Here is a 23,410-nt window from a genome sequence, read left to right on the forward strand (position 1 = left end):
GGAATGAAAACCCGAGCCCGCCTCGCCGATGTCGCCGCCGCTGCCGGCGTCTCGACCGCCACCGTCAGCCGCGCCCTCTCGCATCCCGAGGTGGTGGGCGAGGAAACGCGCGCGCGGGTGATGGAGGCGGTGCAGGCGACGGGCTACCGGATCAACGCCGCCGCGCGCGATCTGCGCCAGCAACGCGCGCGTTCGATCCTCGTGCTCGCGCCCAATCTCGCCAACACCTTCTTCAGCCGGATCATCGCGGCCATTCAGGAGGTTGCCGGCGCAGCCGGGCTGACGGTGCAGATCTCGGATAGCCGGGCCGAGGCCGCGCGGCTGGCGACCCTCGGCCATGACGGGCGCGCGGACGGGATCATCCTGCTCGACGGCTCACTCGACCCCGAGATGGTGCGCGGCTGGCCGCTGCCGATGGTCGAGCTTTGCGAATGGAACCCGGCCTATGACCTGCCCGGCCTCGCCATCGACAACGAGGCTGCCGTGGCGTTGGCGGTCGAGCATCTGGCCGATCTCGGCCACCGCCGGATCCTGCATGTCGCGGGGCCGCAGGACAACGTGCTGGGCACCTCGCGCCTGACGGGCTTCTGGCAAGCGGTGGCGGCGCGTGGGGTCGAGGGGCTGGAAGTGGCGGGCGACTTCACGATGCGCTCGGGCGCACAAGCGGCGCGAAACTGGGCCACGATGCCCGACCGGCCGCGCGCGGTCTTCGCCGCCTCGGACGAATGCGCCTTCGGCTTCATGTCGGAATGCGCGAAAATGGGCATCGCGGTGCCGGGCGATGTCAGCGTGGTGGGCTTCGACGATGTGGATTTCGCCGACCGCTACATCCCGGCGCTGACGACGATCCACCAGCCGCGCGCACGCCTTGGTCGCCGCGCCGCCGAGAGCCTGATCGCCGCCCTGACCGAAGGCCGGCCCCTGCCCCGCAAACGCGAGCTGATCGAGGCGCATCTCGTCATCCGCGGCTCGACCAGCGCCGCGCCCCGTTAAGCGCGCCGCCAGCCCTTTCACCTTGTCTCAAATACTCGCCTTCGGGAGCGCCCTCAGACCTCGGGCACCCGCAGGACAATGCCGTCCAGCGCCGGCCCCATGACCAGCTGGCAGGACAGGCGCGAGCGGTCCAAACGCGGCGCCTCGGTCGCGTCCAGCATCGCGTCCTCGAAATCCTCGGGCGCACCGGCGGCCTCGGCCCAGGCCGCGTCGACATAGACATGGCAGGTCGCACAGCTGAGCGTGCCGCCGCATTCGCCGATAATCCCCGGCACACCCGCGTTGACGCCCGCTTCCATCAGATGGTGGCCCGCCGGCACTTCGGCGCTGATCTCTTGCCCGTCGGGCAATATCCAGGTGGCTTTCATCGCTCCCTCCGTCACACGAACCAGATCGCGAAATCGCGCGCCTGTTCCGGGGTCATGTCCTTGGTCTTCTCGACCTCGACGCGCTTCATGTGGATGTGGTGGGCGCAATACTCCGCCCCCATCGCCGCGACCATCGCGGTATCGGCCTCGAGGTCATCGAGGGCCGCGCCGAGGCTCTCGGCCACGCCGAATGCCGCCGTCTGGCCCATGAAGCAATCCTGCGTCTCGGCCGCGGGCAGGTCGTAGCGGTTCTCATAGCCCAGCCGTGCCGCCTGAAGGACCGCCGCCACCGCCGCATAGGGGTTGGCCGAAGCATCCGCCATCCGGTGTTCGAGCCGCGCCTTCTTGCCGCCCTCGCCCGAGACGCGGGTGGTCACGCCGCGATGATCCTCGCCCCAGTTGCACCAATAGCCCGACATCGAGGCCGGCTGCAGCCGCGCGTAGGAATTGACCGAGGGTGCGGTCAGTGCGGCCATGGCCTTGTGGTGCTTCATCCAGCCCGAGACACAGCCCTGCCCCAGCTCGGTCAGCCCCGCGATGCCGCCCGTGTTGCCCGAGGAGAGCGCGTTATTGCCCGCCTTGTCGGCGAAGCTGAGGTTGACATGCATGCCCGAGCCACCCCGGTCGAACAACGGCTTCGGCAGGAAGCTGAGGATCACCCCCTTGCGGAAGGCCACCTCGCGCGCCAACTGGCGGAACAGGACGATATCGTCGACTGCTGCGAGAGCCTCGTCGAAGGCCAAAGTGAACTCGTATTGCGGCGTGTCGTATTCGGTGGTGACCAGCTCCAGCTTGAAGCCCGCGGCCTCTGCCACCTCCCAGATCGCATCGATGAAGCCCAAGGGGTCGTTGAACGGCCCGCCGCCATAGACATGCCCGCCCGGCACGTCATAGGGCTGCAGGCTGCCATCCTCGGCGCGGGTGAAAGCGAAGGCCTCAAGTTCGATGCCGACCTTGGGCGTCAGGCCATGCACGGCCCAGCCGGCGATCGCATTCTTCAGCGCCGCGCGCCCGGCGATCGGGATCAGCGCGCCATGCCGGTCGTAAAGGTCGCCGGTGACCATATGCACGCCCGGCTCCCAGCCCGGCCGAATGTCATGCGCGTCCCAGCGCAGCTCCATATCCGGCAGGCCTTCAAGGCAGGCGGTGCCCGGCGCATCGACGATCAGATCCTTGTCGTAATGCACGGCAAAGCAGGGCTGGGCGAAACGGGTCGCGCCCGAGCCGATCTTCTCCTGCGGCAGGTATTTGCCGCGCAGGATTGACAGATGGTCACACCAGACGGGTCTGAGGCGGTCGCGCATGTTGTTCTTCTCCCTGTTCTTTTTGTTCTTCACGCCCGGCGGATACGCACGGGCAGTTCCTTGATGCCGCCCACGAAATTCGAGCGGAGGAATTTATGCGGCCCGGCCGGTTCGATGGCGGCCAGCCGCTTCGCCAGTTCCTGGAACAGCACCCGCACCTCCAAGCGCGCGAGATGCATCCCGAGGCACAGATGCGGCCCGCCCTGCCCGAAGCTCAGATGCTTGTTGGGCTTGCGTCCGAGGTCGACGCGGAAGGGCTGGTCGAAGGCCGTCTCGTCGCGGTTCCCGCTCGAGAACCAGTAGAGCACCTTGTCGCCCGCGCGCACAGTCTTGCCATGCATCTCGAAATCGCGGATCGCGGTGCGGCGGAAATAGAGCGCCGGGGTGGCCCAGCGGATGATCTCGTCGGGTGCCGTGTCCCAGATCTCGCCCGCCTGCATCTGGCCCAGCAATTCCGGCTGATGCGCCATCGCCTGAATGCCGGCGGCGATGGAATAGCGGGTGGTGTCATTGCCCGCCGCAACTAGCAGGCAGAAGAAGTTGCGGAACTCGGTCTCCGAGATCGTGCTGCCATCGGGGCCGGGCTGCAGGATCAGGTGCAGCACGCCTTCCGTATCGCCCCGCGCCGCCTTGTCCGCCATGAGTTTCTTCGCGTAATCATAGAGTTCCGCGCCGGCGGGCGAGTTGAAGGGCATCATCCGGTATTCATCGGTCGTCATCTTGTCGAGGACATGATCGGTGAAATCCGGGTCCGTATTGGCGATGAGCGCGTCGCCCTTCGACACCAGCCACGGCAGGTCTTCGTCCGGCGTGCCGATGATCCGACCGAGCATCCGCATCGGCAATTCGCGCGCGATGCGCTTCGTCGCGTCGAAGCTGTCTTCGGCCAGCGCCTCTTCGAGGATCTCGTCGCAGAGATCGCGGATCTGCTGCTCGAAGCCGGCGATGACCTTCGGCGAGAAGGCCTTCGCGACCTTCATCCGCGTCTGCGTATGCTCAGGCGGATCGGTTTCCTGAAAGGTGCGCCGCGCGAGATATTCCTCGTAGGTCTGATCCTCCATCCGGATCCCGCGCGCCGAGGACAGCAGGTCCGTCTGCCGGTTCAGCGCGAGGATGTCCTCATGGCGGGTCACCGACCAGAAGCCCTCGCCCGCGTCCCAATCGGTCCAGCTGAGCGGATCCTCGCGGCGCATCCGTTGGAAGGTGTTGTGCGGGGCCCCGTGCACGAAGGTGTCATGCGAGGTCAGGTCGGCCTGCCCGTCGTCGGTTGGCGTCCAGATGGTCATGCATACCTCCTTGCTTACCTTCGCTTGATTTGTATATTATTGGATCTGCAACGTATGCAAATGGAATTTTCATGCATATCGCTTTTCTCGACGCGAACACCGACCGAAGCCCCCTCGCCGCCCGCAATCCCAGCGAGGCGGAGAAATTTCGGGCATTGCTGCAACCCCATGCGCCCGAGCTGGTGCTGCACGACTTCCGCGCGACCGAGGGCGCCTTCCCCGAGGGGCTGACGGGGTTCGACGGGATCATGGTCTCGGGCAGCCCGGCCTCGGTCAATGACGACGGCGCCTGGATCGCCCGGCTGTTGGACCTGATCCGCACGGCGGTGGCGCAGGAACTGCCGGTCTTCGGCGCCTGCTTTGGCCATCAGGCGGTGGCGCAGGCGCTCGGCGGTATGGTCGGGCGTAATCCGCAGGGCTGGGTGCTGGGCCGGGTGCAGGTGCCCACACTTTCGCCCGCGCCCTGGATGACGGGTGCCCCGGTGTCGGTCGGGCTGCACGCTGCCCATAACGAGCAGGTGCTCGTGCCCCCGCCCGGCGCGCAGGTCCTCGGCGGGACCGACGCCACGCCGCATGGCCATCTGGCGCTCGGCACGAGGGTCTTCAGCACCCAATACCACCCCGAGATCACCAGCGCCTTCATGGACGAGCTGATCGAGGCGCTGGAGGACGAGATCGCCCCCGACGCCATCTCCCGTGCCCGGACATCGCGCGCGGATCCGCTGGATTCAGGGTTAATGGCCGAATGGATCGCCCACTTCTTCGCCCAAGCCCGCGGCTGACGCCACAACCTTGACTTGTCCACAGGTCCCAGTACTGTCCATGGATACGTTAACCATGGACAGGGCGCATGGATCGCACGACCCTCGGCAGTCTCGTCTGGACGCTCTCCACCCGCTGGCGGACCGAAGTCGACCGCGTCACCACCCCTCTCGGCCTGACGCATGCGCAATATTCGGCGCTGCTGACACTGACCTCGCTGACCCGGCGCGGCGCGAAACCGACGCAGCGCGCCTTGGCGGACAAGCTTTCCGTATCAGCGATTTACGCGTCGAAACTGCTTCGGGCGCTCGAGGCTCAGGGCCTCATCACCCGCCTCCAGAACCCGGAAGACAGCCGCTCGATCCTGCTCTCTCTCACCGACGAGGGTCAGGCCAAGATCATCGAGGCCAAGGCTGCGGTTCAGGCTCTGGACGCAGAACTTACCGCCCCTCTCGGCGACCCCTATGGCGAGGATGCACAGCGCCTCCGGATCGCCCTGCGCAGCCTGATCCTGCATCAGGCACGGCGCGAGGCCGAACGGCAGAAAAAGGGTTAACCTAGCGCCGCCAGCAGGTCCATCGCGGTCACCTGATCGAATTGGACATGCGTCCGCATCGCCTCCTCCGCCGCCACGCTGTCACGCGCGAAGATCAGTTCGGCGATGGCCCGATGGTCCCGCGCCGAGGCCTCGATCGAGCCCGCGTAGCGGTAGCGCGCACGGTAATAAGCCATGAGCTTGCGGGCATTGGTCTTGATCATTTCCAGAAGAAACGCGTTACCTGCCGCCTCGGCCACCGTGCCATGGAAGCGCAGGTTGAGCTGGTAATAGGCATCGGGCTCGGCCTCGCCCAGCGTCGCAAAATGCGTCTCGCAGGCCGCAGTCGCCGCCTCCAGCGCGGCGCGGCCGCCGGCAGACAACCGGCGCGCGGCGAGGCCCGCCGCTTGTCCTTCTAGCTTCGCATGGACCTCGAGAATGGCGAGGAACTCCTCGAGCGACGGCTTGAACACGACCACACCTTTGCGCGGCAGTCGTTTCACGAGCCCGGTCGCCTCGATCTGCATCAGGGCCTCGCGCACCGGGGTGCGGGAGACGCCGAATTGCTGAACCAAGGTCGCCTCTTCGATCTCGTCACCGGGATTGAGCCGGCCTGTGTCAATCCAGTCGAAGAGCGTACTCAGAATGGTTTCGGTTTGGTTCGCCACGAAATGCCCGATCTGTTGCCGCCTTGCGTATACACAAAGGCGGCCTGAGAACGCAAAGCATTCTGTGCCCTCGACAGCGGATCAGACCCCTTGCACCCGCCGCGCCCCGAGGCTATTGCTGCACCGCACGGAGAGGTGGCCGAGTGGTCGAAGGCGCACGCCTGGAAAGTGTGTAGGCGGGAGACCGTCTCCAGGGTTCGAATCCCTGTCTCTCCGCCACTTGCACATCGCGACCCCCAAAAACAGGTCCCTTGCGGGGCCTTTTTGATGCGCGGAAGGCTCCGGGAAACGACTGTCGGACCAGACAGAGCGCGCGAGGCCGCCGGCACCGGTTATCACGTCTCTCAAGCGAAGGAGCACGATCCGACTCGCCCGCTTGAGGAATAAGAACCTTCGAATTGACGGTGCGGGCGTGGATCCGCCCAAGCGCGCCCCCGAGGATCGGGCTTGCTGAAACGACCGCTGCGATCACCGAAGCGAGCGCCCCGCGCCTGGCTATCCGAGGACATTGGCGCCAATTCGACGGGCCTCGGTTTCGACGCGCCCTGCGAGGACAGAACTAAACGACCACGTTTACGCCGCCGCCGAATCCGGACATTTTACGGGGCTTGGAGCATAGGCAGTCAAGCACGACCGCATGCTGCCGAGGACCGATGTAAGATCGAGGAAGAGACCAGTATGGCTATCCGTCTGACAGGGCGCCTGATTTGCGCCAGCGAGGAGCAAGCCGCCATCGTTCGGGAGTATCTGCCCGAGCATATTCGCCTGACGAAGGACGAAGCGGGTTGCCTCTATTTCGATGTGAGCCACGCCGGGGCGATGACATGGGATGTCGAAGAGCGTTTTGTCGACAGAGCGGCCTTCGATACCCATCAGTCGCGGACACGCGCCAGTGAGTGGGGCCGTGCCACCATCGGCATCGCGCGCGAGTACGAAATCCACGAAACCTGAGCCCGCGACCGAGACCTGCCCGGCGAGAAGGCCGGGACGTTCCTCTCGTGGCGGTATCGACGGTCGCTTGTGAATTGCTCTGCCTGACGGGCTCTTAGCGATGCGCTTCGAGCAACTCTCGAAGGCTTGCAGGGCCACATGGATCAAGGATTTCCAGCACGACAGGCGCCAGTTCATGACGCGCCACGTCCAGCGACGCGAGGCTCTGCTGCACCACCCCGCCCGCGGCTAGAAGGCAATCGGTCGGCGTCACCTGCCTGAAGGCGGTCACAACCCCGGCTTCAGATTTCAGCTGCAGGCCATAGATGCCGCGCATGGTGGAGACGATTGCCGACCCCGGCTCTGGAGAATATGGCGCGGGCAGCACTTTGTCGAAGACAGCGGCAATGTCGAACACCCGTGCGGTCGCGCGCCACAGGGGTCCCCGGCCCCGCGCCGCCTCGATGGCCAACATCGCAGGGTTCGAAACGTGCCGCATGGCGGCCGAGTTTTCCAACGGCGCGACACTCCAAAGGTTACGAGGAGTCGCAAGCGGCAGTTTGGCACTGCACGCCTCGCCCTTCTCGAAAACCCGATCTATCGCGCGTAAGACGGGAGCCACGCCATGCCCCGAAAGCAGGAACTGGCCAAAGTCCGCCGCGCTGACGGGTTCGCCAAGCGGGCCGAATACGGCATCCAGAACGCTTGCCGGATCATCCGCCCAGTTTCCGGGAAGCGGCCGCGCGCCTAGCCCGAGATGCTCAGGCCAAGAGACGAAAAGCTTCAGCAGATGCTGGTGCACGATCTCGGTGGCGACATCCGCCGGAGCGCCCAGGCGCAGCGCAACGCTGACCGCTTGCGCGGTGGTGACACGGCACTGCGGAGACAGCCGAGGCAACATGGTCGCAACGACACCAATGGGTTTGCCGACGACCTTGGCGGCCAGCGCTTCAGACTCCGACATCGGGAAAAGGGGCGGTCCGATCGTCTTCATGGCAGGTCTCGATCCTGCTTGCCAAAGCCGGATACGGGACCGGACACGGGGCCGGATACGGGGCGCCCGCGGGCACTATTCGCTTGCGCCGTCCACCTCGGCGCGACGAAAGGCCATTGCCCGGCGCCGTAGACGCACGTTGCAGACGTGCCTCCCTTGGAAGAACAGAAATTCACAAGCAGCTCAGATCTCCGGTTTCTGGCGCGAGAGCCTCGTTGGTCACACCTATCGGCAAAGCTTCGGCAGCCTCTGAAAGCCGCAACCGATGGATAACGCGCAGAACGCGATTTAGTTCAACGTGGGACATACGGCATGGCTGACGCGACTTGCGCACCGGCTGCGCGCGAGCTGGACGCATGATGAGGACAACCCCTCCTGATCAGACCCTCGTCCTTCTCTCCTCTCTTTGAAGGTCGTCTTGATCAGGCTTGATTGTTTCCCAAACCGCGCCAATCGCAACATGCGATTGATAGGCATGTTTGAAGTGGCGGAATCTTGCTACGGGCACGCAGGGAATGGTCCCGATACGCTCTGCCCCGACACGATTGCCGCTTTTGCGAGCGCCTGACAGATGCGCGCAGAGACGGCCATGCCGCGACCGCGCCTTTCCACGCCCCGCCGCACCCAAGGTTCCGGTGACGCGTCGTTTCCGGCCGGAACAGGGTGACATGCCGCAGAGATCGGTATTCAGGCCGCCCCCTCAAGCTGACGGTGCCGGAAATGCGCTGATATGAAGGCTGGACGGCGCACAGTGGGGAGGCCGTGTCCCCCGGCCCGGGAACCGATTCGCCGCGCGGGAGTTGGTTAATCCAAAGGGAAATTCAGATCCCGGCTGCTGGCATGACGCCTTTGAGCCCCTGAGAAAACAGGACGAAGACATGAACGGCAAGAGCATCGCGATGAAGGGCGCGCGCAATCCCTTCGCTCTGGAGAGTGTCGAGAACACTCGTGGGATTCCGGGCCCGTTGGGCCGTCGCCCCCGCCGCCCCGAGGGAACACAAGGATTGGCGGCGTGGTTTGCGGGACGGATGGTCTCGCGCCTGCACTGACCGCCCGAATGAACCTTCTGTGATTTCCGCTGCGCCGTTGGAGGGGGCGCGCCCCTGCAACGCGGCGCGATCCGCGCGCCATGCTCGCTACGGATTTGGCTGATCCGTTGACGGACGACACCGGTAGGCCGCGGCCTATGCTGCGGCGCGCACGGGTCATCTACGGGCCAGTGTCAGCCTCCTTAACCCCGCATCTCACCGACGATTGTTCAACTTTTGATTGCAATCATACATTTCCCTTCCCACTGTGCTGATCCGATCTACCATATCTGGTAGTGTTCCCTTGTATCCGCGCGTGTGATTGACCTGCTTCCGCTACTGGGGCCGCGCGATAGGGGATGTCGGGTGGGGACCGATGAAAGAGACGGATATTTTCGACGACCTAGATGGACTGGTGATCTTTGATGCGATCGTCAGCCACGGCTCGCTGACCGCGGCCTCGGCGGCATTGCACCTGCCCAAGGCCACGCTCAGCCGCCGCTTTGCCGCGCTTGAGGATGGGTTGGGCCTGCAGCTGATGCACCGCACCACCCGCAGCTGGGCTCTGACTGATGAGGGGCGAGAGCTGCATGGCCGCATCGTTCCGCATCTGGAGGCGCTGCAGCAGGCCGCCGGTCGCATGCGCGAACGGATCGCCGGACCGATGGGATTGGTGCGCCTGTCAGCCCCGGCGGGATTTGGGCAGGCAGATCTGGTCATTGCTTTGAGCGAGTTTTTGGATCGCAACCCCGAGGTTCAGGTCGCGCTGACGCTTCAGGAGCAGGACGGCGGCACGCTCGGTGAGGCGATGGATATCGTGCTGATGACCGGGCATATCGAGGACACCAACATCGCCACGGTCCAGTTGCGCGACAAGGCCTATCGGCTGGTCGCGAGTCCCGCCTATCTGCAAGCGATGGGACGGCCGCGACGGCTGGCGGATCTCGCCGATCACGAGATGGTCGCCTCGAGCGGCGATGACGAACCGCTCACCCGCCTTTTGGGCGACGGAGTGCCCCGCATGCGCTGGCGGATCGCCGTAGCGTCGACCGCGGCGCGGCATATGGCGGTGCGCCGCGGCTTGGGGCTGGCGATGCTGCCCGCGGGATTGGTGGGCGATGATGTGGCAATGGGTCGGCTGGTGGCGCTGGAGCTGGAGGATGCCCGGCCTGGCACGCGGGCGATGACGTTGCTCTACCCGCGCGAGGGGGCGCGGTCGGAGGCGGTGCGGGCTTTGGGCGCATTTCTGGTCGAAAGGTTCGGCGGCTGAGGCCGAAGCCATGATCCAGCGCGAATAAGGTGGGGCGCGCGACTGGCGCGCGCCCCTTCCCCTGACAAGCCCCCCGGCCCTGTCAGATTCCTCACCGCCCGAAGGCGGGATCACGAAATGGGATCAGAGATCCAGCACGCGCTCGAGGCCGCTGAAGATCTCGGGGCCCTTCTCGCGCAGGATGACGATCTCTTCAAGACGCACACCGAAGTTTCCGGTCAGATAAATGCCCGGTTCGATGGAAAAGACGTTCCCGGCTTCCAGAACCGTCTCGGCGGTCGAGGTGATATAGGGCGTCTCGTGCACGTCGATGCCCAGACCATGGCCCAGACGGTGCACGAAGCGCGGGCCATAGCCGGCGTCCTCGATCACCTTGCGGGCGGCGGCATCCACGTCGCAGGCCTTCACGCCCGGACGCGCAGCGTCCATCGCGGCCTCGACGGCAGCATTCACCACGCGGCGTACGGTCTTGTATTCCTCGGGCTCGTTCGGGCCGAACCAGAAGCTGCGGGTCATGTCCGAGGGATAGCCGCCGATCCGGCAGCCGGTGTCGATCAGCACGGCCATGTCGTCCGCCAGCACCGCGTCGCCGGTATGGTGATGCGGGAAGGCCCCGTTCGCACCAAAGCCGATGATGGTGAATTCCGGCGCGGCGCCATGAGCCTTGTAATAATCATGGAGGATCGCCTGCAGGTCCAGCTCGGTCATGCCGGCCTTTAGCTGCGTCATCGCATGGCGCACGGCATCGTCATTCAGGCGCGCGCAGGTGCGAAGCAGATCCGCCTCGGTCTCGTCCTTCATGGCGCGAAGGCGGCCGATCGTGTCGGCGGTGAAGCGGCGCTTGGGGCTGTCCATCGCATCAAGGACCATCAGCGCGAAATCGGCGCGCATCGTCTCATCGAGGACGATGGACAGGCCGGGACGCTTGGCATCGGCGGCATCGAGCAGCGCCGATAGCGCCTCGGCCGGGCCCTGCGCATCGGCCCATTCGAAGAACGGCAGATCGGTGTGCTGGCGGGCCATGTCGGCATTCAGCGCCGGCATCAGGAAGCCCGCGAAATCGGCGGAGACGACGGTCAGCACCGGGCGTTCGTCGCCATGCGGGTCAACGCCGGTGAGCCAGAGCATGTTGGTCGAGGGACCGAGGATGACGAGATCGGTCGCGCTGTCGGCCATCAGCTTGCGCAGGCTGGCGAGGCGGGTGTCGTAGATGCCCATGCGGGCCTCCCTTGGCAGAGTTTGGGAAAGGAAGGGCCGCCCGCGGTGGCGGACGGCCCGGTCTTGGGTCAGGCGAAGGCCGTGATCACTCGGCTTTCTCGACCAGACGGTAGTAGACGAAGTCCGAGGTCGCACCGTTCACGTAGCCGGTCACGTCATTCGACATCGCCACCTGGTAGGCCGCCTGGAACATGATCACGATGGGCGAGTTCTCCTGCACCTGACGCTGCAGGTCGAGATACATCTCCTCGCGGCGCGCCGGGTCGGTCTCGGTCAGCGCGGCCATCGTCTCCTCGTTCATCTCGGCGGGCACGGCCCACGAGTTGCGCCAGGTGGTGGTCGCCGCATAGGCGTCCTGGTCGTTGTTCGAGTTATAGGCGAAGGCCTTGGCGTTCGAATGCGGGTCCATGAAGTCCGGGCCCCAATAGAGCAGCATGGCTTCGTGGCTACGCTCGCGGTAGCGGGTGATCACCTGGCTGCCGGTGCCCGGCAGGATCTCGAAGTTGATGCCGGCTTCGGCGAACGAGGCCTGCAGCGACTGCGCCATATCGGTGAACGGGGCCGCGTTGATCACGTCGAGGGTGACGTTGATCGGGGTCTCGACGCCCGCATCCGCGAGGATCTGCGCCGCACGGGCCGGATCGTAGCTGTAGGGCGTGTCGTTCAGCGCGCCCGGGAAGCCGTCCGGCCAGAACGCCTGATGCACTTCCATCTGACCGGCGAGGAAGGTGTCGACCATGCCCTCATAGTTCACGAGGTAGCGCGCGGCTTCCCAGACGGCCGGGTCGGTCAGCTCCTCGTCGGCCTGGTTGAACGACAGGAAGTGCACGGCGGCCTGCGGGAAGGTCTCGACGGTGATCGCATCGGTGTCGAGGCCGGCGATCTGGTCAGGCGTCAGGTTGCGCGCCATGTCGACGTCGCCTTGTTCCAGCAGCAGCTGCTGGGTGGCCGATTCCGCGACGTGACGGATGATCACGCCTTCAATGGCGGGGGCGCCGTTGAAGTAATCGGCGTTGGCTTCCAGACGGATCATCTCGGCCGGGCGGAACATGCGCAGCGAGAACGGGCCCGAACCGGCCGAGTTCGCGTTGAGCCAGGCGTTGCCCATGTCGCCGTCGACTTCGTTGGCCATGACGGTCTGTTCGTCGACGATCGAGGCCGGACGGGCAGCGAGCACGTTCATCACGAAGGCGGGCGAGAAGTCGCCGTCATAGCGCACGGTGACGGTGTTGCCTTCGCCGGCGGTGATCATCTCGGCGACGTTCTCGGGCGTCCAGCCGAGTTGGGTCAGGATGAAGGCCGGGGTCAGGTTCAGCTGCACGACACGCGACAGCGAGAAGACGACGTCCTCAGGGCGCACCGGGTTGCCCGAGTGGAAGGTCGCGCCGTCGCGCAGGGTGAAGGTGATCGCCTTGTTCTCGGCGTCGATCTCCCAGCTTTCCGCCAGACCGGCGGCCAGCGCGGTGGTGTCGGCAGCGTCATATTGCACGAGGCGGTCGTAGACGTTGGTGACCAGCTCGCCCGAGGTGAACTCGTAGGCCTGCGCCGGGTCGATCGCGACGATGTCGTCGATGTTCTGCGCGACCACCAGCAGGTCTGCCGGGGTCTCGGCATAGGCCTGCAGCGGCATGGCCAGAACGGCGGCCAGCAGCGCGGGACGGATGATATTCATGGTCATCGTACCTCCAGTTGGGTTTTCGTGTTTCAGGTGTCGCTCGTCGCTCTGAGCCCCTCGGGGATCATCTCGGGGATGAGCTCGGGCAGCCGTTCCACCTCGCGGCCCTTGAGAACCGGCAGGGTGCCGGTCCACAGCAGGCGCGCGGTGGTGTCGGTTTGGTTGGCCCAGGAATGGGGGGTGGTGCCGCTGAAATGCAGGCTGTCCCCTTCCCGCAGGACAAAGGTTTCCGCGCCCAGTGTCTTCACGATCTCACCCTCAAGGAGAAAGATGATCTCTTCCCCCTCGTGCGAGACGGTTTCGGACACATAGCCCGGCGGAATGTGCAGCAGATAGGACGACAGCTCGGCGCCGGGGAACGAGGCGCCCAGCGGCTCATAGCCCATCTGCGAGCCCTCGATGGAGAATTGCCGCCGCTCGCTGGCGCGGGTCAGCGCATCCGAGGGGCGCGTGCCGCCGACGAAATGCTCGATCCCCAGCCCCAGCCCCTGCGCGATCTGCGCCAGCGTTCCAAGCGACGGCGTCGCAAGCCCCCGTTCGACCTGACTGAGGAACCCCGCAGACAGCCCGGCCATGTCGCAAAGCTGCTGCAGGGTCAGCCCCATCTGCTTGCGCCGCTTGCGGATGCGCGAGCCAAGATTGGGATCGGTCTGGGGTTTCGGTCTGGCCATGCGAGTCGGGGTTCCGCCTGTCGGTTCATCAAAATTTTTTTGATCTAAACAAATCTTTTTGTTAGAGCCAAGAAAATTGTTGCCGATCCGGGCAACCTTTTTCACCCTTGCCCCGACCGCCAAGGCGGCCACCCTTCCCGTGCAGGAGCCCCATGTTTTCAAGCGCCATAGGACGATCACGCTGGGTCCGGAGCCTGCGCAGCGCAGCCGGTTTCCTGGTGATTCTGGCCTTCACCTTTGCCGGCCTGATGGCCATCACCTTCTTCATCGGCCGGGTCATTCCGATCGACCCCGTGCTGTCTGTGGTGGGTGATCGCGCAACCAATGCCCAATACGAGGCGGCCCGCGCGGCCATGGGCCTCGACCGGCCGTTGGCGGCGCAGTTCGTGACCTATGTCGGCGACGTGCTGAGCGGAGATCTGGGCCGCTCGGTCTCGACCAACCGCCCGGTGGCCGAGGATCTGCGGCGCGTTTTCCCGGCAACCTTGGAGATGGCGACGATCGGCATCATCATCGGTGTCCTGCTGGGCGTGCCGCTGGGGGTGCTGTCGGCTGTGAAACGCGGTCGGATCACCGACCAGCTGATCCGCATCTTCGCGCTTCTGGGCTATTCGGTGCCGGCCTTCTGGCTGGGCCTCGTCGGCCTTGCGGTGTTCTATGCGGGCTTGGGCTGGGTCGCCGGTCCGGGGCGGGTCGACATCTATTATGACGGCCTCGTCGATCCGATCACCGGTCTCTTGCTGGTGGACAGTCTGATCGAGGGCGATCTGGACGTGTTCTTCTCGGCGCTGCACCACATCATCCTGCCGGCGACGATCCTCGGGTTCTTCTCGCTCGCCTATATCGCCCGGATGACGCGCAGCTTCATGCTGGACCAGCTGGGGCAGGAATACGTGACCACCGCCCGCGTCAAGGGCGTGCCGGAATGGCGGGTGATCTGGGTGCATGCCTTCGGTACCATCCGCGTTCCGCTGATCACCGTGATCGGCTTGAGCTATGCCGCACTTCTGGAGGGCTCGGTGATGATCGAGACCGTGTTCAGCTGGCCCGGCATCGGCAATTACCTGACCACGGCGCTGTTCAACGCCGACATGAACGCGGTGCTGGGATCGACGCTGGTGATCGGCGCGGTGTTCATCGTCATCAACAAGGTCTCGGACGTGCTGTACCGCGTTCTCGACCCGCGCAGCCGGACCTGAGGGGGAAATCCATGAGCCTGACCACCTGGCTGACCGACGACGCCCCCGCCTCGCGCCTGCAGGCAAGCCTCGGGCGTGCCTATGACATCTTCACCCGCCTCCTGCGCAACCCGCTGGCGGCTCTGGGGATGGCGATCCTGCTGGTGCTGATCCTGTGTGCGGGTTTCGCGCCGTGGATCGCGCCCTATTCCCCGGTCGGTCAGGATCTGGCCAACCGCCTGCTGCCGCCCTCTGCCGTCAACTGGATGGGAACGGATGAGCTGGGCCGCGACATCTTCTCGCGCGTGGTCTATGGCGCTCGGCTGACGCTGGTGATCGTGGGCCTCGTGGCCGTGATCTCGGCGCCCTTGGGCCTGATCCTCGGCGCGGTGTCGGGATATTTCGGCGGCTGGGTCGACCGGATCGTCATGGGTGTCACCGATATCTTCCTGTCGATGCCGAAGCTGATCCTCGCGCTCGCCTTCGTCGCCGCCCTCGGGCCGGGGATCGAGAACGCGATCATCGCCATCGCCATCACCGCCTGGCCGCCCTATGCGCGCCTCGCGCGGGCCGAGACGCTGACCTTCCGCAACGCCGAATTCGTGCAGGCTGCGCGGCTGGCCGGTGGCAGCCATGCCCGCATCATCGGGCTGCATATCCTGCCTTTGTGCTCGTCATCGACCATCATCCGCGTGACCTTGGACATGGCCGGCATCATCCTGACGGCAGCGGGTCTCGGGTTCCTCGGGCTTGGCGCGCAACCGCCCCTGCCGGAATGGGGCGCGATGATCTCGCGCGGGCGTACCTTCATCCTCGACCAATGGTGGGTCGCCACCATGCCGGGCTTCGCGATCATCCTTGTCTCCCTGGGCTTCTGCTTCCTCGGTGACGGGCTGCGCGACGTGCTGGACCCGAAGAGCGGAGACAAATCATGAGCTTGCTCGACATCCAGAACCTCTCGGTCACCTTCCCCACCCCCAAGGGGCCGGTGAATGTGGTCAACGGCATCAGCTTCCAGCTGGGCACCGAACGGCTGGGCATCGTCGGCGAAAGCGGCTCGGGCAAGTCGATGACCGGACGGGCCATTCTGGGCCTCGTCCGCGCGCCGGGCGTGGTGAAGGCCGACCGCATGGCCTTTGAAGGCCGCGAGTTGCAGGGCCTCTCGGCGCGCGAGATGCGCAAGATCCGGGGCGCGCGGATCTCGATGGTGATGCAGGACCCGAAATTCTCGCTCAACCCGGTGATGACCATCGGGCGCCAGATCGAGGAAGCCCTGAAGACCCACGAAAGCCTGCCGCGCCGCGCGCTCAAGGACCGCGTGGCCGAGATGCTGGCCGCCGTGCGCATCCATGACCCCGAGCGGGTGATGAAGCTTTATCCGCACGAGGTCTCGGGCGGGATGGGCCAGCGCATCATGATCGCCATGATGCTGATCCCCCGCCCCCGCATCCTGATCGCCGACGAGCCGACCTCGGCCCTCGATGTCAGCGTGCAGGGACAGGTGCTGGACCTGATCGACGAGCTGGTGCGCGAGCACGGCATGGGGCTGATGCTGGTCAGCCACGATCTGCAGCTGGTGGGCCGCTATTGCGACCGGGTGATGGTGATGAACGCGGGTCAGGTCGTCGAGACGCTCGACGCGAAAAACCTGAACGCGGCGCAGCATCCCTATACCAAGGGCCTGCTCGCCGCCGTCCCCCGCATGAACGAAACGCGGGCCGAGCTGCCGACGCTCGACCGCAGCCAATGGGCAGCCACATGAGCGCGATCCATCTCAAAGACCTGAACATCTTCTACGGCGACACCAAGGTCGTGCATGACGTGACGCTGGATGTAGCCGAGGGCGAGAGCTTCGCGCTGGTGGGCGAATCCGGCTCGGGCAAGTCGACGATCCTGAAGGCGATCATGGGCCTCGCGCCCGACTGGACCGGCACGATCGACGTGGACGGCAAGCCGCGCAGCCACGGCCCCGACCGCGCCTTCTCGGCCCATTGCCAGATGGTGTTTCAGGACCCCTATGGCTCGCTCCATCCGAGGAAGACCATCGACGCCACGCTGGCCGAGCCGCTGCTGATCCACGGCAAGCCCAACCGCGACAAGCGGGTGCTGGAGCTGCTGGCGGAGGTCGGTCTCGACGAGCGCTTCCGCTTCCGCTTCCCGCACCAGCTTTCGGGCGGGCAGCGGCAGCGCGTCGCCATCGCCCGCGCTCTGGCGCTGGAGCCGAAATTCCTACTGCTCGACGAGCCGACCTCGGCGCTGGATGTGTCGATTCAGGCCGAGATCCTGAACCTGTTGAAACGGCTCAGGAAAGAACGCGGGCTGACCTATCTCATGGTCACCCACAACCTGCCCGTCGTCGCCTTCATGTGCGACCGGCTGGCGGTGATGCGGCACGGCCGTATCGAGGAAATCGCCAGCGCCGAGGCTCTGCGCCACGGCACGCTGGCGACCGAGTATGCACGGGAGCTCTATCGGCTCAGCGTGCATGAAGACGTGAACGACAACCTTGGGCAGGAACAGGCATGACCACCCCCCTTTCGACCTTCACCGCCGCGCTGGAATTGGCGCAGACCCGGGCCGAGGCCTTCGACGCGCTAGGCCGCCTTGTCGAGGCCACCTTGGGCGTGAAGCTGTTCACCATCTCGACGATGAACTTCGACACGATGATCGCGCGGCGCGCCTGGACCAATGACGCGACCGCCTACCCGGTCTCGGGCGACAAGCCGATCGACCGCGACGCCTTCTACGAGGAAGTCATCGAGGGCGGCGAATGCTTCATCCGCAACACCTTGGCCGAGATCGCGCTGGTGTTCCCGGATCACGAGCTGATCGGCTCGCTGGGCCTCGGCTCGGTGCTGAACATCCCGATCAAGCTGCAGGGCGCGCAAGTCGGCACCCTCAACATGCTCGACGCGGAACACTTCTTCGACGCCGCCACCGTCGCACGCTCCGTCGAGCTGCTGCAGGTGCCGGCCATGGCCTGCTTCCTGCTGCCCGCCTGAACCAACCTGCGGCGGCAGGAAACAGGGCCCGGCGACAGGAAACTGTCGCCGGGCCTTCTTCCATCCGGGCCTCACCCGACAAAGCCAAATTCCGTGCACGCGCGAAGGAAGGGTATCGACAGCGCCGCCCCAAGGGTTAGGTTCACCCCAACCCACTGGAAGACAGGAGGCAGGATGCGTTACCACGCCCCGGCAACATTCGACGAGGCCATTGCCATTGCGGCCGGCGCCTCTGGCGTCACGCGGTATCTGGCCGGAGGCACCGATGTCCTCGTGCAGCTGCGCGCAGGCATGGTCACGCCCGACGACCTCATCGACCTGAAGAAGATCCCCGGCACGCATGACATCACCCGCCTGCCCGACGGCGGCTGGCGCATCGGCATCGCGGTCTCGGGCGCGGAGCTTGGCGCCCATGCCGAGCTGGTCGCCGACTGGCCCGGCGTCGTCGAGGGGATGGAGCTGGTCGGCTCGACCCAGGTGCAGGGCCGCGCGACGCTGACCGGCAACCTGTGCAACGGCTCGCCCGCGGCGGATTCGGTGCCCGGCCTCGTCGCGGCGGGCGCCACGGTCACCATCCAAGGCCCGAACGGCACGCGCGAGCTGCCGGTCGAGCAGGTGCCGGTGAAGCCCGGCAAGACCGCGCTGGAACCCGGCGAGATCATCACCGCGATCACCCTGCCCGCCCGCGGCAAATCCGCCGGTGACGCCTATCTGCGCTTCATCCCGCGCACCGAGATGGACATCGCAGTCGTCGGCTGCGCCGTCTCGCTGGTGCTGGACGGTGACAAAGTGACCGCCGCCCGTATCTCGCTGGGCGCCGTCGCGCCGACCGTTCTGCTGGTGCAGGACTGCGCCGACGCGATCATCGGCACGACGCTGGACGATGCCGCGCTCGACAAGCTCGCCGCCGCCGCCTCGGCCGCTGCGAAGCCGATCAGCGACAAGCGCGGCCCCAAGGAATTCCGCGTGGATGTGGCCGGGGTGCTGGCCCGCCGCGCGGCGAAGATCGCCTATGAGAGGGCCAAAGCATGAGCAAGATCCACGTCCAAGCCACGGTGAACGGCGATTCCGTCGAGTTCCTCGCCGATCCGCGCGAGACGCTGCTCGACTGCCTGCGCGACCATCTGGACCTGACCGGCGCCAAGGAAGGCTGCGGCACCGGCGATTGCGGCGCCTGCTCGGTCATGCTGAACGGGCGGCTGGTGTCGTCCTGTCTGGTGCTGGGGGTCGAGGCCGAAGGGGCCGAGATCTCGACCATCGAGGGCATGGCCGACGGCAATGAACTCCACCCGTTGCAGCGCAAATTCATTGAACATGCCGCGTTGCAATGCGGCTTCTGCACGCCGGGTTTCCTCGTCGCCGCGAAGGCGCTGTTGGAAAAGAACCCGGACCCGAGCGAGAGCGAAATCCGCTTCTGGCTCGCGGGCAACCTGTGCCGTTGCACGGGCTATGACAAGATCGTCCGCGCCGTTCAGGACGCGGCGGCAGAGATGCGGGGGGCTGCGTGATGGCGAAGGACGAGATTTCCGGCAAGGAATTCAAATGGATCGGCACCACTCCTGACCGCCCGGACGGTCTGGACAAGGTCACCGGCCGCGCGCGCTATGGCGCCGATTTCAACCTTCCGAACATGTTGTACGCGGCCGTGGTGCGCTCGCCCCATGCCCATGCGCGGATCGTCAAGATCGACGCATCAAAAGCGCTGGCGCTGAAGGGCGTGAAGGCCGTCGTCACCCGCGCCGACCTGCCCACGGGCCTGACGGGCGAGGATCTGTATCTGCAGGAAAACACCCTCGCCGGCGAGAAGGCTTTGTACGATGGCCATGCCGTCGCCGCCGTCGCCGCGACCTCGCAGCTGCTGGCCCATGACGCGGCCCAGCTGATCGAGGTCGAATACGAGGTCCTGCCGCATGTGACCGATGTGGACAAGGCGATGGCCAAGGACGCGCCGGTGATCCTGCCGGGCTGCGCCGACCATTCGGTGCCCGAAGGCTCTGCCCCCAACGTCGCCCGGATGATCGAATTCGGGCGCGGCGATCTGGCCGCCGGCTATGCCGAGGCGGACCTCGTGCGCGAAGGCCATTACACCACCGAGGCCACGCATCAGGGCTATATCGAGCCGCATGCGGCCGTGGGCCAGATGGGTTCGGACGGCAAGGGCGAGATGTGGGTCTGCACCCAAGGGCAGTGGTACATCCGCAAGATGTGCTCGGCCGTGCTGGGCACCGACCCGGCGCAGCTGCGCGTGACGCCCTCGGAAATCGGCGGCGGCTTTGGCGGCAAGACCACGATCTTCATGGAGCCCCTGCCGCTCGCGCTGTCGAAGAAGGCGGGCGGGCGTCCGGTGAAGCTGGTCATGTCGCGCGCCGAGGTGCTGCGCGCCACCGGCCCGACCGCCTCGGCGTCGATGGACGTGAAGATGGGCATGAAGAGGGACGGCACGATCACCGGCGCCGAGGTCAACTTCCGCATGCAGGGCGGCCCCTTCCCCGGTGCCTCGCCCGTGGGGGAGGCCCTGTCCTGCGCCTTCGCCTGTTACGACATCGCGAACCTGAATCATGTCGGCTGGGAAGTTCTGGCGAACCGTCCCAAATGCGCCGCCTACCGCGCGCCGGGCTCGCCGATGGCGGCCTATGCCGTGGAGAGCTTGGTGGATGAGCTCTGCCGCGAGCTGGACCTCGACCCGATCGAGGTGCGTCTGAAGAACGGCGTGAAAGAGGGCGTGCGCGCTTCCTACGGGCCGAAATTCAAGAAGATCGGCCTCGCCGAGACGCTGGAAGCCGCGAAGGCGCATCCTAACTACGCAGCGCCTCTCGGTCCGAACCAAGGCCGCGGCGTCGCCTCGGGCTTCTGGTTCAACCATGGCGGCGAGACCTCGGTGTCGCTGGCCGTGTCGGAAGACGGCACCGCTCAGGTCTCGGTCGGCACGCCCGATATCGGCGGCTCGCGCGCGTCCATCGCGCTGATGGCGGCGGAAACGCTGGGCATCGCCTATGAGAATGTCCGGGTGAACATCGTCGAGACGGGCGCCTTGGGCGTGAACGAGCCGACCCATGGCTCGCGCGCGACCTTCGCCAGCGGCAAGGCGATGTGGGAAGCGGCGCAGGGCGCGATCAAGGAGATGTGCAAGCGGGCGGCCCAGAAATGGGACATCGACCCCGAGGCCGTCACCTGGAAGGACGGCGCGGCCTGGCCTGCGGGCGACAACGCCGGCAAGTTCGAGCCCCTGTCGATCAAGGAGATCGCGGGTGAGATGGGCAAGACCGGGGGGCCGATCTCGGGCCACCACGAGTCGACGCCCTCGGGCGCGGGTCCGTCCTTCGGCACCCATGTCGTCGATGTCGAGGTCGATCCCGAGACCGGCCGCGTGACCGTGCTGCGTTACCTCGTGACGCAGGACGCGGGCCGCGCGATCCATCCGCAATATGTGGAAGGCCAGTATCAGGGCGGCGCCGCGCAGGGCATCGGCTGGGCGCTCAATGAGGGCTATATCTATGGCGAGGACGGTCGGTTGCAGAACACGGTGTTCCTCGACTACCGCGTGCCGGTGGCCTCGGACCTGCCGATGATCGACACGGTGATCGTCGAGGTGCCGAATCCGGGCCATCCCTTCGGCGTGCGCGGTGTCGGCGAGACCGGCATCACGCCCCCCCTGCCCGCCATCGCCAACGCCATCCACGCGGCCACCGGTGCGCGCCTGCGAGCGCTGCCGATGAACCCGCCCGCCGTCTTGGCGGCGATCAAGGCGAAAGGCTGAGCATGGTCGAGGTCAACCTCTGGTCGGGGCTGCGCAAGTTCACCGACGGGGCTGAGATCGTCGAGGTCGAGGGCAAGACAGTGGGTCAGGTCCTCGACGCCCTCATTGCCACGCATCCGGGTCTGGGCCCGGTGATCGAGGCCGGGATTTCGGTCGCGGTCGATGGCGAGGTCATCACCGGCGGGCGCCAGACGCCCGTCGGGGAAGACAGCGAGGTCTTCCTGATGCAGCAGATCAAGGGCGGCTGAGAAAGGCCCCCTTGGCGTCACATCCCCGCCATGCCCGGCAGCCTAGAGAAGGGCAACGGGCCAGAAGGAACGACGCATGGGATTTGCCGAAAGCTACCTTGGACAGCTTCGCGCCGCGGTGGGCAGCCGGCCGCTGATCGCGGTCGGGGTCCGGGTGTTCATCGAGGACGCGCAAGGACGGATCGTCATCGTCCATCGCACGGATACGAAGGATTGGGGCCTGCCCGCCGGCGCGCTGGAGCTGGGCGAGTCCCTGACCGATGCGATCCATCGCGAGGCGCATGAGGAAGCCAATGCGCGGCTGGAGGGCATCGAGGTCTTCGGGATTTCGTCCGACCCCGTGGCGGACAGTTTCACCTATCCCAACGGCGATCAGATCCAGAACGTGTCAATCCTCGCGCGGGCGGCACTGCTGGAGGGGACGCTGGGGGGCAATGACGGCGAGACCGCCGATGTCCGTCTGATTGCCCCCGAAGACATCCCGCAAGCGGGCTTCACGCGGCCGGAATGGCCCAGCGTGCAGGCCTATCTGCGCTGGAAACGCGGCGAGGGTTTCCAGTTCTTCTGAGCCAGCGACAGGTGGGGTGAAACCCCACCCTACGGGCGACGCGCCTGTTGCGGCAGCGCAGCATCCGGGGCTAGGCTGGTGGTCGACCCGAACCCCGGAGGGCCTCATGCGCATCGACCTCTTCTCGGCGAAACCCTATGACAGCAGCTCCTTCGACGCGGCCAACGTGACCTGCGGCCATGATCTGCGCTACCATGCGGCGCATCTCAACGCGGACAGCGCGGTTCTGGCGCACGGCGCCGAGGCGATCTGCGCCTTCGTCAACGACCGTCTGGACGCCCGCACCCTGCAGCGGTTGGCCGACGGCGGCACCCGGCTGATCTTGCTGCGCTCGGCCGGCTACAACCATGTGGACCTCGACGCAGCCGCGCGGCTTGGCCTGACCGTCGCGCGGGTGCCAGCCTATTCGCCGTATTCCGTGGCCGAACATGCCGTGGCGATGATCCTGACCTTGAACCGCAAGACCCACCGGGCCTGGAACCGTGTGCGCGAGGGGAATTTCGAACTGGACGGGCTTCTGGGCTTCGATCTGCACGGCAAGACCGTGGGCGTCGTCGGCACCGGGCAGATCGGTCGGGTGCTGGTCGGAATCCTCAACGGCTTCGGCTGCTGGGTGCTGGCCTATGATCCTTTCCCCGACCCCTCGCTGGCGGCCCGCTATGTCCCGCTGCCGCAGATGTTCGCCGAGGCCGATATCCTCACCCTGCAATGCCCGCTGACGCCCGACACGCATCACCTGATCGATGATCAAGCCATCGCGGCGATGAAGCCCGGTGTGATGGTCATCAACACCAGCCGGGGCGCGGTCATCGACACGCAGGCCGCGATCCGGGGGCTGAAATCAGGGCAGATCGGCAGTCTGGGCCTCGATGTCTACGAGGAGGAGGGCGACCTGTTCTTCGACGATTAATCGGACCGGATCATCCCCGATGACGTCTTCGCGCGGCTTCTGACC

25 protein-coding genes and 1 tRNA gene are annotated in these 23,410 nt (G+C 65.9%); 18 read left to right on the forward strand and 8 right to left on the reverse strand.

Annotation, left to right across the window (positions count from 1 at the left end; all coding sequences use genetic code 11):
• Positions 1-3: 3 nt before the first annotated feature.
• Entirely contained in the window at positions 4-993 is a 990-nt protein-coding gene (locus BCY78_RS08090; protein ID WP_068300189.1) for a LacI family DNA-binding transcriptional regulator, read from the forward strand.
• A 53-nt stretch (positions 994-1,046) separates the two neighbouring features.
• Here BCY78_RS08090 and BCY78_RS08095 read toward each other — a convergent pair whose 3' ends face one another.
• From BCY78_RS08095 to BCY78_RS08105, 3 genes are read right to left on the reverse strand one after another with little or no spacing between them, the layout of a single operon-like run.
• On the reverse strand, positions 1,047-1,361 hold the full coding sequence (locus BCY78_RS08095; protein WP_068300191.1) for a 2Fe-2S iron-sulfur cluster-binding protein: 315 nt from the start codon (positions 1,359-1,361) through the stop codon (positions 1,047-1,049).
• A gap of 11 nt (positions 1,362-1,372) precedes the next feature.
• Entirely contained in the window at positions 1,373-2,665 is a 1,293-nt protein-coding gene (locus BCY78_RS08100) for a glutamine synthetase family protein (protein WP_068300343.1), read from the reverse strand.
• A 29-nt stretch (positions 2,666-2,694) separates the two neighbouring features.
• Entirely contained in the window at positions 2,695-3,951 is a 1,257-nt protein-coding gene (locus BCY78_RS08105) for a cytochrome P450 (RefSeq protein ID WP_068300195.1), read from the reverse strand.
• A gap of 71 nt (positions 3,952-4,022) precedes the next feature.
• Between BCY78_RS08105 and BCY78_RS08110 the strand changes: the two genes are divergently transcribed.
• Positions 4,023-4,733 (forward strand): type 1 glutamine amidotransferase, encoded by a 711-nt coding sequence (locus BCY78_RS08110; RefSeq protein ID WP_068300197.1) that lies wholly within the window; start codon positions 4,023-4,025, stop codon positions 4,731-4,733.
• A 68-nt stretch (positions 4,734-4,801) separates the two neighbouring features.
• The gene (locus tag BCY78_RS08115) at positions 4,802-5,269 is read left to right on the forward strand and encodes a MarR family winged helix-turn-helix transcriptional regulator (protein WP_068300199.1); all 468 of its coding nucleotides are present in this window, start codon (positions 4,802-4,804) and stop codon (positions 5,267-5,269) included.
• Here the strand turns inward: BCY78_RS08115 and BCY78_RS08120 are convergent.
• Positions 5,266-5,916 (reverse strand): GntR family transcriptional regulator, encoded by a 651-nt coding sequence (locus tag BCY78_RS08120; protein ID WP_068300201.1) that lies wholly within the window; start codon positions 5,914-5,916, stop codon positions 5,266-5,268. The two genes, BCY78_RS08115 and BCY78_RS08120, sit on opposite strands and share 4 nt — an antisense overlap.
• A 129-nt stretch (positions 5,917-6,045) precedes the next feature.
• Between BCY78_RS08120 and BCY78_RS08125 the strand changes: the two genes are divergently transcribed.
• Both BCY78_RS08125 and BCY78_RS08130 read left to right on the forward strand, forming a co-directional pair.
• Positions 6,046-6,135 (forward strand) — tRNA-Ser (locus tag BCY78_RS08125).
• Between the two features lie 459 nt (positions 6,136-6,594).
• Positions 6,595-6,867 carry a putative quinol monooxygenase gene (locus tag BCY78_RS08130; protein WP_068300203.1) on the forward strand — a complete coding sequence of 91 codons (273 nt, stop codon included), beginning with the start codon at positions 6,595-6,597 and terminating at the stop codon, positions 6,865-6,867.
• 94 nt (positions 6,868-6,961) lie between these two features.
• Here BCY78_RS08130 and BCY78_RS08135 read toward each other — a convergent pair whose 3' ends face one another.
• The gene (locus BCY78_RS08135; protein WP_068300205.1) at positions 6,962-7,840 is read right to left on the reverse strand and encodes a hypothetical protein; all 879 of its coding nucleotides are present in this window, start codon (positions 7,838-7,840) and stop codon (positions 6,962-6,964) included.
• Between the two features lie 878 nt (positions 7,841-8,718).
• Here BCY78_RS08135 and BCY78_RS25540 point away from each other — a divergent pair.
• Together BCY78_RS25540 and BCY78_RS08140 are read left to right on the forward strand one after the other, a co-directional pair.
• On the forward strand, positions 8,719-8,889 hold the full coding sequence (locus tag BCY78_RS25540; RefSeq protein ID WP_158515910.1) for a hypothetical protein: 171 nt from the start codon (positions 8,719-8,721) through the stop codon (positions 8,887-8,889).
• 355 nt (positions 8,890-9,244) lie between these two features.
• Positions 9,245-10,138, forward strand: a complete 894-nt coding sequence (locus tag BCY78_RS08140) for a LysR family transcriptional regulator (protein ID WP_068300207.1) — start codon at positions 9,245-9,247, stop codon at positions 10,136-10,138.
• A 123-nt stretch (positions 10,139-10,261) separates the two neighbouring features.
• On the opposite strand, the gene BCY78_RS08145 is transcribed toward BCY78_RS08140, so the two are convergent.
• The 3 genes from BCY78_RS08145 to BCY78_RS08155 all read right to left on the reverse strand — a co-directional run bounded on the left by BCY78_RS08145 (position 10,262) and on the right by BCY78_RS08155 (position 13,702).
• Entirely contained in the window at positions 10,262-11,356 is a 1,095-nt protein-coding gene (locus BCY78_RS08145; RefSeq protein ID WP_068300209.1) for a Xaa-Pro peptidase family protein, read from the reverse strand.
• Between the two features lie 85 nt (positions 11,357-11,441).
• Positions 11,442-13,028: an ABC transporter substrate-binding protein gene (locus tag BCY78_RS08150; protein ID WP_068300345.1), complete on the reverse strand. Its 1,587-nt coding sequence runs from the start codon at positions 13,026-13,028 to the stop codon at positions 11,442-11,444.
• Positions 13,029-13,060: 32 nt separating this feature from the next.
• Entirely contained in the window at positions 13,061-13,702 is a 642-nt protein-coding gene (locus BCY78_RS08155; protein ID WP_068300211.1) for a helix-turn-helix domain-containing protein, read from the reverse strand.
• A gap of 152 nt (positions 13,703-13,854) precedes the next feature.
• On the opposite strand from BCY78_RS08155, the gene BCY78_RS08160 reads away from it, so the two are divergent.
• The 11 genes from BCY78_RS08160 (at position 13,855) to BCY78_RS08210 (ending at position 23,365) form a co-directional block, all read left to right on the forward strand.
• Positions 13,855-14,901, forward strand: a complete 1,047-nt coding sequence (locus tag BCY78_RS08160) for an ABC transporter permease (protein WP_068300213.1) — start codon at positions 13,855-13,857, stop codon at positions 14,899-14,901.
• Positions 14,902-14,912: 11 nt separating this feature from the next.
• Complete coding sequence (locus BCY78_RS08165; protein WP_068300215.1) at positions 14,913-15,815, forward strand: ABC transporter permease; 903 nt, start codon at positions 14,913-14,915, stop codon at positions 15,813-15,815.
• The gene (locus BCY78_RS08170) at positions 15,812-16,642 is read left to right on the forward strand and encodes an ABC transporter ATP-binding protein (RefSeq protein ID WP_068300217.1); all 831 of its coding nucleotides are present in this window, start codon (positions 15,812-15,814) and stop codon (positions 16,640-16,642) included. Before BCY78_RS08165 ends, BCY78_RS08170 begins: the two co-directional genes overlap by 4 nt.
• Positions 16,639-17,406: an ABC transporter ATP-binding protein gene (locus BCY78_RS08175; RefSeq protein WP_068300219.1), complete on the forward strand. Its 768-nt coding sequence runs from the start codon at positions 16,639-16,641 to the stop codon at positions 17,404-17,406. The genes BCY78_RS08170 and BCY78_RS08175 overlap by 4 nt, the downstream gene beginning before the upstream one ends.
• A complete protein-coding gene (locus tag BCY78_RS08180) occupies positions 17,403-17,882 on the forward strand; it encodes a hypothetical protein (protein ID WP_068300220.1) in 480 nt (159 codons plus the stop codon). Before BCY78_RS08175 ends, BCY78_RS08180 begins: the two co-directional genes overlap by 4 nt.
• A gap of 174 nt (positions 17,883-18,056) precedes the next feature.
• Positions 18,057-18,914: a xanthine dehydrogenase family protein subunit M gene (locus tag BCY78_RS08185; protein ID WP_068300222.1), complete on the forward strand. Its 858-nt coding sequence runs from the start codon at positions 18,057-18,059 to the stop codon at positions 18,912-18,914.
• Complete coding sequence (locus tag BCY78_RS08190; protein WP_068300224.1) at positions 18,911-19,390, forward strand: (2Fe-2S)-binding protein; 480 nt, start codon at positions 18,911-18,913, stop codon at positions 19,388-19,390. Before BCY78_RS08185 ends, BCY78_RS08190 begins: the two co-directional genes overlap by 4 nt.
• On the forward strand, positions 19,390-21,639 hold the full coding sequence (locus tag BCY78_RS08195) for a xanthine dehydrogenase family protein molybdopterin-binding subunit (RefSeq protein WP_068300225.1): 2,250 nt from the start codon (positions 19,390-19,392) through the stop codon (positions 21,637-21,639). The genes BCY78_RS08190 and BCY78_RS08195 overlap by 1 nt, the downstream gene beginning before the upstream one ends.
• A 2-nt stretch (positions 21,640-21,641) precedes the next feature.
• On the forward strand, positions 21,642-21,887 hold the full coding sequence (locus BCY78_RS08200) for a MoaD/ThiS family protein (protein WP_068300227.1): 246 nt from the start codon (positions 21,642-21,644) through the stop codon (positions 21,885-21,887).
• A gap of 76 nt (positions 21,888-21,963) precedes the next feature.
• Entirely contained in the window at positions 21,964-22,455 is a 492-nt protein-coding gene (locus tag BCY78_RS08205) for an NUDIX domain-containing protein (RefSeq protein ID WP_068300229.1), read from the forward strand.
• Between the two features lie 106 nt (positions 22,456-22,561).
• Positions 22,562-23,365, forward strand: a complete 804-nt coding sequence (locus BCY78_RS08210; RefSeq protein WP_304441975.1) for a 2-hydroxyacid dehydrogenase — start codon at positions 22,562-22,564, stop codon at positions 23,363-23,365.
• The last annotated feature ends 45 nt before the right edge of the window (positions 23,366-23,410 follow it).

Source organism: Pararhodobacter sp. CCB-MM2 (genome assembly GCF_001691415.1).
Classification (GTDB): Bacteria; Pseudomonadota; Alphaproteobacteria; order Rhodobacterales; family Rhodobacteraceae; genus Pararhodobacter.

Coding starts and splice junctions, on each gene's coding strand:
- BCY78_RS08205 (WP_068300229.1), top strand. CDS start 21,964: ATGGGATTTGCCGAAAGCTACCTTGGACAGCTTCGCGCCGCGGTGGGC.
- BCY78_RS08105 (WP_068300195.1), bottom strand. CDS start 3,951: ATGACCATCTGGACGCCAACCGACGACGGGCAGGCCGACCTGACCTCG.
- BCY78_RS08190 (WP_068300224.1), top strand. CDS start 18,911: ATGAGCAAGATCCACGTCCAAGCCACGGTGAACGGCGATTCCGTCGAG.
- BCY78_RS08135 (WP_068300205.1), bottom strand. CDS start 7,840: ATGAAGACGATCGGACCGCCCCTTTTCCCGATGTCGGAGTCTGAAGCG.
- BCY78_RS08210 (WP_304441975.1), top strand. CDS start 22,562: ATGCGCATCGACCTCTTCTCGGCGAAACCCTATGACAGCAGCTCCTTC.
- BCY78_RS08170 (WP_068300217.1), top strand. CDS start 15,812: ATGAGCTTGCTCGACATCCAGAACCTCTCGGTCACCTTCCCCACCCCC.
- BCY78_RS08145 (WP_068300209.1), bottom strand. CDS start 11,356: ATGGGCATCTACGACACCCGCCTCGCCAGCCTGCGCAAGCTGATGGCC.
- BCY78_RS08090 (WP_068300189.1), top strand. CDS start 4: ATGAAAACCCGAGCCCGCCTCGCCGATGTCGCCGCCGCTGCCGGCGTC.
- BCY78_RS08130 (WP_068300203.1), top strand. CDS start 6,595: ATGGCTATCCGTCTGACAGGGCGCCTGATTTGCGCCAGCGAGGAGCAA.
- BCY78_RS08160 (WP_068300213.1), top strand. CDS start 13,855: ATGTTTTCAAGCGCCATAGGACGATCACGCTGGGTCCGGAGCCTGCGC.
- BCY78_RS08180 (WP_068300220.1), top strand. CDS start 17,403: ATGACCACCCCCCTTTCGACCTTCACCGCCGCGCTGGAATTGGCGCAG.
- BCY78_RS08150 (WP_068300345.1), bottom strand. CDS start 13,028: ATGAATATCATCCGTCCCGCGCTGCTGGCCGCCGTTCTGGCCATGCCG.
- BCY78_RS08165 (WP_068300215.1), top strand. CDS start 14,913: ATGAGCCTGACCACCTGGCTGACCGACGACGCCCCCGCCTCGCGCCTG.
- BCY78_RS08110 (WP_068300197.1), top strand. CDS start 4,023: ATGCATATCGCTTTTCTCGACGCGAACACCGACCGAAGCCCCCTCGCC.
- BCY78_RS08185 (WP_068300222.1), top strand. CDS start 18,057: ATGCGTTACCACGCCCCGGCAACATTCGACGAGGCCATTGCCATTGCG.
- BCY78_RS08175 (WP_068300219.1), top strand. CDS start 16,639: ATGAGCGCGATCCATCTCAAAGACCTGAACATCTTCTACGGCGACACC.
- BCY78_RS08155 (WP_068300211.1), bottom strand. CDS start 13,702: ATGGCCAGACCGAAACCCCAGACCGATCCCAATCTTGGCTCGCGCATC.
- BCY78_RS08100 (WP_068300343.1), bottom strand. CDS start 2,665: ATGCGCGACCGCCTCAGACCCGTCTGGTGTGACCATCTGTCAATCCTG.
- BCY78_RS08200 (WP_068300227.1), top strand. CDS start 21,642: ATGGTCGAGGTCAACCTCTGGTCGGGGCTGCGCAAGTTCACCGACGGG.
- BCY78_RS25540 (WP_158515910.1), top strand. CDS start 8,719: ATGAACGGCAAGAGCATCGCGATGAAGGGCGCGCGCAATCCCTTCGCT.
- BCY78_RS08115 (WP_068300199.1), top strand. CDS start 4,802: ATGGATCGCACGACCCTCGGCAGTCTCGTCTGGACGCTCTCCACCCGC.
- BCY78_RS08095 (WP_068300191.1), bottom strand. CDS start 1,361: ATGAAAGCCACCTGGATATTGCCCGACGGGCAAGAGATCAGCGCCGAA.
- BCY78_RS08140 (WP_068300207.1), top strand. CDS start 9,245: ATGAAAGAGACGGATATTTTCGACGACCTAGATGGACTGGTGATCTTT.
- BCY78_RS08195 (WP_068300225.1), top strand. CDS start 19,390: ATGGCGAAGGACGAGATTTCCGGCAAGGAATTCAAATGGATCGGCACC.